Source organism: Bacillus daqingensis (genome assembly GCF_042654445.1).
GTDB lineage: Bacteria > Bacillota > Bacilli > Bacillales > Salisediminibacteriaceae > Alkalicoccus > Alkalicoccus luteus.
Genome location: NZ_JBHSGK010000021.1, coordinates 376,520 through 384,081, shown reverse-complemented (window position 1 = coordinate 384,081; position 7,562 = coordinate 376,520). Strand labels below are relative to the sequence as shown.

The 7,562-nt window shown below is 48.0% G+C and carries 7 protein-coding genes and 14 tRNA genes; 20 read left to right on the top strand and 1 reads right to left on the bottom strand.

The genetic code is table 11. The annotated features are described in order from the left end of the window. The first annotated feature begins 69 nt into the window (after positions 1–69). The 20 genes from ACFO4L_RS17510 (at position 70) to ACFO4L_RS17415 (ending at position 5,532) form a co-directional block, all read left to right on the top strand. Positions 70–144, top strand: a tRNA-Asn gene (locus ACFO4L_RS17510). Between the two features lie 5 nt (positions 145–149). Beyond that, a tRNA-Ser gene (locus ACFO4L_RS17505) sits at positions 150–242 on the top strand. A 3-nt stretch (positions 243–245) separates the two neighbouring features. Next, a tRNA-Glu gene (locus tag ACFO4L_RS17500) sits at positions 246–320 on the top strand. 37 nt (positions 321–357) lie between these two features. After that, positions 358–433 (top strand) — tRNA-Val (locus ACFO4L_RS17495). 15 nt (positions 434–448) lie between these two features. Further along, a tRNA-Met gene (locus ACFO4L_RS17490) sits at positions 449–525 on the top strand. Between the two features lie 11 nt (positions 526–536). Further along, positions 537–612, top strand: a tRNA-Phe gene (locus tag ACFO4L_RS17485). Between the two features lie 7 nt (positions 613–619). Then, positions 620–695 (top strand) — tRNA-Thr (locus tag ACFO4L_RS17480). 9 nt (positions 696–704) lie between these two features. Further along, a tRNA-Tyr gene (locus ACFO4L_RS17475) sits at positions 705–789 on the top strand. A 19-nt stretch (positions 790–808) separates the two neighbouring features. Then, positions 809–884 (top strand) — tRNA-His (locus ACFO4L_RS17470). A gap of 11 nt (positions 885–895) precedes the next feature. Beyond that, a tRNA-Gln gene (locus tag ACFO4L_RS17465) sits at positions 896–970 on the top strand. 17 nt (positions 971–987) lie between these two features. Then, positions 988–1,062: transfer RNA gene (locus tag ACFO4L_RS17460), tRNA-Gly, on the top strand. Between the two features lie 7 nt (positions 1,063–1,069). Then, a tRNA-Cys gene (locus ACFO4L_RS17455) sits at positions 1,070–1,143 on the top strand. 27 nt (positions 1,144–1,170) lie between these two features. Beyond that, a tRNA-Leu gene (locus tag ACFO4L_RS17450) sits at positions 1,171–1,259 on the top strand. Between the two features lie 14 nt (positions 1,260–1,273). Further along, a tRNA-Leu gene (locus tag ACFO4L_RS17445) sits at positions 1,274–1,358 on the top strand. 126 nt (positions 1,359–1,484) lie between these two features. Beyond that, entirely contained in the window at positions 1,485–2,609 is a 1,125-nt protein-coding gene (gene queG, locus ACFO4L_RS17440; RefSeq protein ID WP_377910944.1) for a tRNA epoxyqueuosine(34) reductase QueG, read from the top strand. A gap of 27 nt (positions 2,610–2,636) precedes the next feature. After that, on the top strand, positions 2,637–3,173 hold the full coding sequence (locus tag ACFO4L_RS17435; protein ID WP_377910943.1) for a methylated-DNA--[protein]-cysteine S-methyltransferase: 537 nt from the start codon (positions 2,637–2,639) through the stop codon (positions 3,171–3,173). Positions 3,174–3,188: 15 nt separating this feature from the next. Next, positions 3,189–3,704, top strand: coding sequence for a hypothetical protein (locus ACFO4L_RS17430; RefSeq protein WP_377910942.1), 516 nt, complete (start codon positions 3,189–3,191; stop codon positions 3,702–3,704). A gap of 17 nt (positions 3,705–3,721) precedes the next feature. Continuing rightward, on the top strand, positions 3,722–4,231 hold the full coding sequence (trmL, locus tag ACFO4L_RS17425) for a tRNA (uridine(34)/cytosine(34)/5-carboxymethylaminomethyluridine(34)-2'-O)-methyltransferase TrmL (protein ID WP_377910941.1): 510 nt from the start codon (positions 3,722–3,724) through the stop codon (positions 4,229–4,231). 333 nt (positions 4,232–4,564) lie between these two features. Beyond that, positions 4,565–4,870 carry an antibiotic biosynthesis monooxygenase family protein gene (locus ACFO4L_RS17420; RefSeq protein ID WP_377910940.1) on the top strand — a complete coding sequence of 102 codons (306 nt, stop codon included), beginning with the start codon at positions 4,565–4,567 and terminating at the stop codon, positions 4,868–4,870. A gap of 104 nt (positions 4,871–4,974) precedes the next feature. Further along, positions 4,975–5,532, top strand: coding sequence for a DUF5366 family protein (locus tag ACFO4L_RS17415; RefSeq protein WP_377910939.1), 558 nt, complete (start codon positions 4,975–4,977; stop codon positions 5,530–5,532). Between the two features lie 181 nt (positions 5,533–5,713). On the opposite strand, the gene ACFO4L_RS17410 is transcribed toward ACFO4L_RS17415, so the two are convergent. Then, positions 5,714–7,552 (bottom strand): transglycosylase domain-containing protein, encoded by a 1,839-nt coding sequence (locus ACFO4L_RS17410; RefSeq protein WP_377910937.1) that lies wholly within the window; start codon positions 7,550–7,552, stop codon positions 5,714–5,716. Between the last annotated feature and the right edge of the window lie 10 nt (positions 7,553–7,562).

The window sequence follows — 7,562 nt, the reverse complement described above, 5'->3', positions numbered from 1 at the left end:
GAGCGACCAAGACACACGATTCGTTTTCGCGTTATCCGGTTTTGAGCGGGTACGCTCATGTATCCATAGTCCACAGTAGCTCAGTGGTAGAGCAATCGGCTGTTAACCGATGGGTCGTAGGTTCGAATCCTACCTGTGGAGCCATACAAGGAGAGCTGTCCGAGAGGTCGAAGGAGCACGATTGGAAATCGTGTGTGCGGTTTTAACCCGTACCGAGGGTTCGAATCCCTCGCTCTCCGCCAGATGGCCCGTTGGTCAAGTGGTTAAGACACCGCCCTTTCACGGCGGTAACACGGGTTCGAATCCCGTACGGGTCACCATACTTATTTATCTCAATCAGACAAATTGTCTGTTTTTGGAGGATTAGCTCAGTTGGGAGAGCACCTGCCTTACAAGCAGGGGGTCGGCAGTTCGAGCCTGTCATCCTCCACCATACTTTTTATATTGCCGCGGGGTGGAGCAGTCTGGTAGCTCGTTGGGCTCATAACCCAAAGGTCGATGGTTCAAATCCATCCCCCGCAACCAATTTACATAGTGGCTCGGTAGCTCAGTCGGTAGAGCAACGGACTGAAAATCCGTGTGTCGGCGGTTCGATTCCGTCCCGAGCCACCACTTTTATGCTGGCCTAGCTCAATTGGTAGAGCAACTGACTTGTAATCAGTAGGTTGGGGGTTCAAGTCCTCTGGCCAGCACCATTTTCATTTGGAGGGGTAGCGAAGTTGGCCAAACGCGGCGGACTGTAAATCCGCTCCTTCGGGTTCGGGAGTTCGAATCTCTCCCCCTCCACCATGAAACACTTCTAACTGCGGCGGTTGTGGCGAAGTGGTTAACGCACCGGATTGTGATTCCGGCATTCGTGGGTTCGATTCCCATCAGCCGCCCCATATTAAATTTTAGGGCTATAGCCAAGCGGTAAGGCATCGGATTTTGATTCCGTGATTCGCAGGTTCGAATCCTGCTAGCCCTGCCATTTTTTTAATCACATTTGCGGGAATAGCTCAGTGGTAGAGCACCACCTTGCCAAGGTGGGGGTCGCGGGTTCGAATCCCGTTTCCCGCTCCAGTAATGAGGCGGCATAGCCAAGTGGTAAGGCAGAGGTCTGCAAAACCTCCATCACCGGTTCGAATCCGGTTGTCGCCTCCATTTTCTTACATAGTTCTGTTTTACAGTGCCGGGGTGGTGGAATTGGCAGACACACAGGACTTAAAATCCTGCGGTAAGTAATTACCGTGCCGGTTCGAGTCCGGCCCTCGGCACCAACTATATTTCGTAAGCCGGAGTGGTGGAATGGCAGACACGTCGCACTCAAAATGCGATGCCCTCTGGGCGTGCCGGTTCAAGTCCGGCCTCCGGTACCAGAATTACTCATACAGCAGCGTAGGCTGCTTTTTTTGTGTTTACATAAAATTTGACAATGTTCGCTCTGAATAGTAGACTTCTTAGAGAAAACATGGTCTGGTTTTGCAGGAAAAGGTGGATACATCATGACGTTAAAAGAAAAAATAACCGCCTTCAGTAAAACGATTGGCATTGACCGTATCGGATTTGCTCCCGCTGACCCATTTGTTACGTTGAAGGAGCGGCTGCGCACTCAGCAGGCATTGGGATATGCATCGGGCTTTGAATACGGATCGATAGAGGAACGGACAACTCCTGAGCTGCTTCTTCCTCAGGCTAAAACCATTATCAGTATAGCGATCGCCTATCCTTCGAAGATGAAGAATGCTCCCAAGTCAGTAAAAGGAGATCGCCGAGGGCTGTTCTGCCGGGCTAGCTGGGGTGAAGATTATCATCATGTGCTTCGGCGTAAGCTGACCCAGATTGAAGCGTTTTTAGAGCAGGAAGCTCCTGGCTCGAGAAGCAGAAGCATGGTTGATACTGGAGAACTTTCAGACAGAGCTGTTGCAGAGCGGGCTGGTATAGGTTGGACCGGGAAAAATTGTGCAGTTATTACACCCGACCTGGGTTCCTACGTTTATCTGGGCGAATTGATCACGACCGTATCCATTGAAGAAGATATGCCGCTTGAAGAACAGTGCGGCAGCTGCACAAAGTGCATTGATGCATGCCCGACTGGTGCCCTTGTCCAAGGGGGCCAGTTGGATTCGCAGAAGTGCATTGCGTTTCTTACACAAACAAAGGGCATGGTTGCCGAACCGTTTCGAAAAAAAATCGGCAACCGCCTGTACGGATGCGATACGTGTCAAACTGTATGTCCAGAAAACAAAGGAATAGACGAGCATCGTCATTCTGAGCTTGAACCGGATCCTGAGAAGGTAAAACCGAGGCTCGAACCGCTTTTAACTATGTCAAACAAAGAATTTAAACATACGTATGGCCAGATGGCCGGTTCATGGAGGGGGAAGAAGCCGATTCAGCGTAATGCACTGATTGCGCTGGGGGTGTATAAAGAAAAAGCTTCCCTTCCAGCAGTGCTTGATCGTATGGAACAGGACCCGCGGCCCGTGATTCGGGCAACCGCGGCCTGGGCTGCTGCTGAAATATGCAGCGACCCGCAGACGCTGACCCGGATTCATGCTGCCTATGTTGCTGAACCGGATGAGGAAGCAGCCGATGAAATGAAAAAGATCTTGTTTCGTACCAATTAACTGTAACAGCTGAGGAGGGAACGACATATGATCATTTATCGTGAGATGGCTGTTGAGGGAATGACACTAAGTGCAGCTGCTGAAGAAGGGGCCGTGACACTCATTCACTTTGATTCAGCTGAGAACGTACCCTTACGGCTGAAGCAGCTTTATCGTGATTCCCAACTCGACTTCAAGCAGGGGAGTACTCCGCTGCTGGATCAGCTTGAGACAGAACTTCGTGACTATTTTCAGTCGCAGCGGAAACAGTTTACAGTGCCTCTTAAGCTTATCGGTACACCGTTTCAACAAGCTGTGTGGAAGCAGCTCGCTGCTATTCCCTATGGAGAAACCAGGTCTTATAAAGAGGTAGCCGAAATGACCGGCTCGCCAAAAGCTGTTCGGGCGGTTGGCGGAGCGAACAATCGGAATCCGCTTCCGATTGTGATTCCGTGCCACCGGGTTATTGGAGCTAATGGAGCTCTCGTCGGATACGGAGGCGGGCTTGAATGGAAAAAACGGCTTTTATCGATTGAATCAGCTGAAAAGCTGCACCATGAAACAGTTTATGCAAAGTCGAATTAGGAAACGGTGAGTTGAATGAAAAAGATATGGATAGGGATATGCATGCTGTTTATCTTGTCCGCCTGCGCCGGTGACGAATCCGCGCTTGACGAAGCGGACGCTGGAACGAATGTAAGCGTCTTAAAACCGGTCCAGCTCAATGAGGACTGGGAGCTTCAACAAGTTGTGGAAGACGACAATTTAATTGTATCTATCTACGAACATGCGGAAAAGGGGACGGTGGAACTTATACAGGACCAGCAGATCCAAGGACTGGATCCAGTAGAGCTGAGAGATTATTTAAATGATGGTAATTGGGCTGGAGACTTGAATAGCCCGGCGGATGGAATGCCGCTTGCAATTCATGACTATGTTGGAGAGTGGACGAGTTTGTCAAATCCGGAGGAGCGGGTGCAATATACGTTTGTCCGACAGTTTGATTTATTCCAAACTCCGGCAGAGGGCTTGTCCTACTATCAGGTAATCGGACAGAATGTGTCTGAATCTGATGTAATTGAGTTTGTAGAAGCGCTTGACCGCGTGCAAAGTTAAGAAAGGAAGCTGTAAGCATGAGTGTACACGTCGTATTACACGAACCAGAAATACCTGCTAATACGGGAAATATTGCGAGAACATGTGCTGGAACAAATGCCCATCTGCATTTAATTCATCCGCTTGGATTCTCTACTGATGACAGAATGTTGAAGCGGGCAGGATGTGACTATTGGCCAAAAGTCTCTGTCCACCATCACGACAATCTTGATGAACTGATGGAGGCATATCCGGACGGCGAGTTTTATGCGATCGAGACAACAGGAGCAGTTAGTTATACGGAGAAAGATTTCTCAAGAGCAGATCGGGATTATTTCTTTGTGTTTGGCAAGGAAACGAAAGGACTTCCTCCAGAGGTGCTTGACCATTTTAACGGGCGTTGCCTTGTCATCCCGCAAACCACTAACGTCAGGTCGTTAAACCTGTCTAATACCGCTGCTGTACTTGTTTACGAGGCAATGCGCCAACAAGACTTTGTCTCGCTGCTTGAACCGGCAGCGGACGAAGCAGCGGTGCCGCCTAAATAACATGCTGCGCTGTAAACAAAGCAGATGTAAAAAACGCTTCCGGAGATGATGCTCCGGAAGCGTTTTGTATAGCCGTACCAGCTTGATGAAGATGTACGAATCAGTTTTTGTTTGATTTTGCATTGTAGCCGGCAGTAAAAATGGACATCACGAACGCGACACAGATTGCGAGAATAAGAAATAAATCCATAAGATGAGTGCCTCCCTTTTTGATCTCTACTAATGAATATACCACGTTTCGCAGTGGAAAAAAAGCAAGGATGCAGACAGCTTTTCATGTTTGAAGACAAACGCTATAATGAAAAGTATCTTGAGTAGAGAGGGTGTTGCACTGTGTACGTCGTAATGAACGAGCTCCATGTTCCTCCGGAAGGCCGGGAGAACGTTGCTGCACGATTCTCAGAAAGCGCAGAAAAAATGAAGGAAGTGCCAGGCTGTCTGGATTTTATGTTTTTACAGCCAGATGAAGATTTAAATTATCCAGTCGTACTAACAAAATGGGAAACGAAAGAAGACTATAATAACTGGATCAATAGCGATGCTTTTAAAAAAGCGCATAAGCCTAGAAGAGAGAATTTGGATAAAAGTCCAACACAGAGCAACAAAATATATGAGTACCATGTCCCGCATCATTTATAAAAAAAGAACAGGCAAAACCTGTGTTCTTTACGGAGAACATAGGTTTTGCCATTTTTTTCTGCTATACTTGAAAAGATAAATGCCGTTGAAATGGAGCCTGTTACATGAAGAATTTTTACATAACGAGTCACTTTCCCCTTATTTCTATTTTGTTTTTCAGCCTCGCGTTTGCCGTGTATACCGAACGTCTTGTCACCGGATACTTGCAGGAGATCGGCTTGTATTCCGGAATGGTAGAGTTTTTTTCTGAACAAGGCATTGTTCTCGTACTAGTCGGTGTGCTGTGGATATTCTTTTTCATGCTGTTTGCCGCTTTAAAATTGATAGCTGATACGGTGAATGAATTATCTTTGCTGTTCTTTTCTAAGGAAGAAGAAGGCGTCGATATTCGTGTGCTTAGAGGCGGGTCTTGGATCTTTCTTATCGGTGGTATTCTTGCGCTGCCAGCGGTTCTCGATATCCGGCTGCTTGCTGGTGTTTTTGCAGCAGCATGCTTCAGCTATTTTATCTTTTTTGTGTACCGGGTCAGCCCTCATGTTCGCGTAGGGCCGCTTATTGGGCTTATGTTTTTCCATTTGTTGTTTTGGCTTGTCTTTGTATCAGCGATTGGCTTTTTGCTGCTGCGGCTTTACAGCGCTGTAATTTCGAGCTTGCCTGTATAGTGCAGCAGTCAGGAGATCGCGTGACAGGCTCCTAGAGCTTCTGCAGGTGAGTCAGCGGCAACTGGTACCCCGCAGGCAGTAAAGCTGAGTAGAAGCGCTGTAAACACCCAACAGCTGATATACTGAAAAGAGAGCCGTCCCGAAAAGGACAGCTCTCTTTTATTATTGCGCTTTAACGGGATTAAGGAGCCGTCGGCAACTCTTGCATGATGTTTCTCCACAGTCTCGTATGCACCTGATCTCTTGACTGGCTTTCCAGTGACTGCGGCTGGTCGCGTCCTATCCAAATCCCGGTTGTGTACCAGTCATTAGATCCAATAAACCAAAGGTCATGATACTCATCCGACGTGCCTGTTTTACCGCCAAGATAGCCGGCAGTATCATAGTGCGCAGCCGTACCCGTACCGCTTTCCACAGTTCGTTTCATCATTCCCCGAATTGTATCCGCCGTTTCCTCTGAATATACTCTGATCGAAGCACTTTCTCCTTCAACGATAACATCTCCATTCAGTGTGGTTACCTGCCGGATGGCTCTTGGCGTTCGATACTCTCCTTTTTGTTGAAACACGGTATAGGCACGCGTCATATCGTTCACACTCATGCCCTCTGAAAAGCCTCCAAGTGCAGCTGGCAGCCGGATATCCTCCTCTTTAAGCGTTGGGAAATCAAACTTGCGCAAATAAGAGAATCCCGTTTCCGGAGATATTTTATCCAGCATTCTAACGGCGGCAGTATTGTGAGACTGTTTAAACGCCTGTTCCAATGTGACTACTCCGTACTCTGCTCCGCCGAAATTTCGGGGACGATAGTCATTTTTGGAGAATGGCCCTGAATCAATATAGCTTCCTGCTTTGTTTTCACCGGTTTCATCCATGTAAGGTCCAAATGACAGCAGCGGTTTGATTGTCGAACCTGGAGAACGGGAGGCTTGCCAGCCCCTGTGAAAATCAAATTTCTGATAAGCTGTGCCGCCGGTGATCGCTGTGATTTCATTTGTTTCATGATCAATGACAGACGCTGCTGCTTGAATATCAGAAGTGCTGAACCGGTCGTTTATTACTTCCGTTACGGCATTCTGAATTGTCGGATCGAGCGCCGTTTCAATGATAACACCCTGCTGCAGCAGCTCCTGAGCTCGTTCAGAAGCAGCCTCCCTGTCGAGGTTTTCCTGATCGATCAGCAGCTCTTCAAATTCGTGATGAACATACGAAACATAATCCGGAAAGTCATCTGTCCGCTCGCTTAAATCGAGGACGATCTGTTCATCCAGTGCCTCAGAGAGCTGACTCTCCGAAAGGATGCCTGCTGAGACCATCCGTTCAAGCATAACTTCCTGCCGTTCCATTGTCGCTTCCGAATTGACAAGCGGATCAAAACGGGAGGGGGAATTCGGAATGGCGCCCAAGAAGGTAATCTCCGCAAGAGAAAGCTCTGAGGAAGGCCGGCTGAAATAAAACTGGCTGGCGGACTCAAATCCGTAAACACCATTCGCAAAGTAAATAGAGTTCATGTACAGCTCTAAAATGTCCTCCTTCGACATTTCCCGTTCCATTTGATAGGCATACAGAATTTCAGACAGCTTTCGCTCGTAAGTCTGCTCGTGCGTTAAATACAGGTTTCTTGCTACCTGCTGCGTGATTGTACTCCCGCCCTGATCAATTTCCTGAGCTTGAAGATTAACCATCAAGGCTCGGGCAATGCCATTCCCGTCAAAACCGCGGTGTTCATAAAAATTCCGGTCTTCTACTGCTAAAAACATGTTAGCTGCTACTTCAGGCATTTCATGCAGAGGCGTGAAGATACGATTCTCTCCGCTGTATACATCTGAAACTAGAACGCCGTGCCGGTCCATGATCCGGCTGTTTAATGTCATCGCAGCAGCATCAAATTGAATTTCTTCATCCAGTACTTCGTGAATAGTTGGGGTTTCAGGAATCTGTTTAAGCAGTTCTCCTGAGAGAAAAGTAAAGGCTGCAGCGAGAGCAGCTACAGCAGTAAAGCCCAGTCCCGTCCGAATCATAGTGGTCCTC